The organism is Siminovitchia fortis (assembly GCF_007681465.1).
Classification (GTDB): domain Bacteria; phylum Bacillota; class Bacilli; order Bacillales; family Bacillaceae_C; genus Siminovitchia; species Siminovitchia fortis.
In genome coordinates, this window is the sequence record NZ_VEKZ01000134.1 from 1 (window position 1) to 1,571 (window position 1,571).

1 protein-coding gene is annotated in these 1,571 nt (G+C 41.2%); it reads right to left on the reverse strand.

Annotation, left to right across the window (positions count from 1 at the left end):
* Nucleotides 1–164 precede the first annotated feature (164 nt).
* Nucleotides 165–1,463: an IS1380 family transposase gene (locus FS666_RS19215; protein WP_144463774.1), complete on the reverse strand. Its 1,299-nt coding sequence runs from the start codon at nucleotides 1,461–1,463 to the stop codon at nucleotides 165–167.
* Nucleotides 1,464–1,571 lie beyond the last annotated feature (108 nt).

A 1,571-nucleotide genomic window follows, 5' to 3' on the forward strand; every position in this document is an offset into this window, starting at 1 on the left:
CCCAAATTACGAAAGTAAATTTGCCGAAAACTAATTCAGCGCTCTTTTGGGAACAATTTACAAATCTGGGTACTAAATTTAAGAGAAACTGGAAAATTGGACAGTTCTCCCCCCTCCCCAAAATGAAGGGGCCAATAATTTCCAATTTATTCAGTTACAGCTGGTCATTCAAGTTGTTGTACATTTTGAACCATGAATCTAAAAGCCTGTTTATGAAGGTAGCCTTCTTGTATCTTTAACAGGATTTGCCTGGCGTGAGACACAAATACGCCTGCTGCCTGAACGATTTCCCTGCGAAATCTTTGGATGGTATAACTTTTCATAGGGGTAGGGCAATGATCCATTTTGAAAAGCTCAAACAGGTTGTATGCAAATAATTTCAGCAGCAGATCCAGTTCGTTGGCTTTAAACGAGCCGGTTGGAATCCGGTTGATGGAAAACCCATGTTTAGCTTCCTTGATGTAGTTTTCCATGCAGGCCCTTTGGTTATAGAATTCCCAAATGTCCATCGGCGACCATTCCATCGTATGAACCATGGCTTCATGTTCCCAAATAAAATCACTAAACTGTATCTGGTCCATATCAAACAGTTCTGCTTTGCGGATAACCGAAACACTTCTTGGCTTAGCCCATGAAGTTGCCTGATATTGAATGATCTTTCCTTCAATGACAATGTCTTCATCGACATATCGAACCCATGGAGCAGGATCAGTATAAACGGCTTTGGCCAGCCGGCTCGTCCACCGGAGTTTGCCCACGTAGTCAATTTCCTTTCCTTCCCAAAAGCTGTAAAAATCCTCCCCGGCAAAACCTTTGTCAAACCGGGCATAGGAAACATTTTGGGACTCAGAGAGTAAATTCAACGTCTCTTCTGCAAGAGTAATGGCCCCATCGGCAGTATGCTGGTTTCCAGGCCGCAAAGCTCCATTCAGGAACAGACTTGTTTTCCCTTCATAAATCAGCAAGGGATGGTAGCTTTTACGGCCAGGTTTTTTCGAGTTGTACCCTTTTTCGGCTGATTCCTGGTCTCCGTAAACGATTTCGACGGACGAATCCAAGTCAAGAATCAAATCTGAAGGCAAGGCAGGCTCAATGATATCATGCATGATCTCTTTCAGATCAAGTTGTACATTGAATGTTGCAAGATTCCTTAAATCTTTGCCCAGCAATGTATAGTGAGGGCACTTGCCGCCCATAAACTGTTTGACCAATGTATCCTCTTGAAGTGAACGGAAGTGGAAAAGCCTTGTACATGAAGCCATCCACCCAATGATCAGATACACAATGATCTTGCGAAACGGAAATTTTGCATTGCTTTTCTTAATGACATCAAAACACCGAAAGGAATTTTCAATATCCATTTGTTTCAGAAACTGAAGGAATGGCAATAATCCAGCTATATTGGTTGAATTTTTCAAATGAAAGTTAGCTTTAATATTTGATAGGTTTGTGGTAAACTTCACCTTAAAGGTGCTCCTTTCTTTGGGTATTTTAGTTTCCTAAACCTAATTATACCAAAGGCTGGAGCCCTTTTTGTATTTAATAACTAGATTTTACTTTCGTAATCCAGG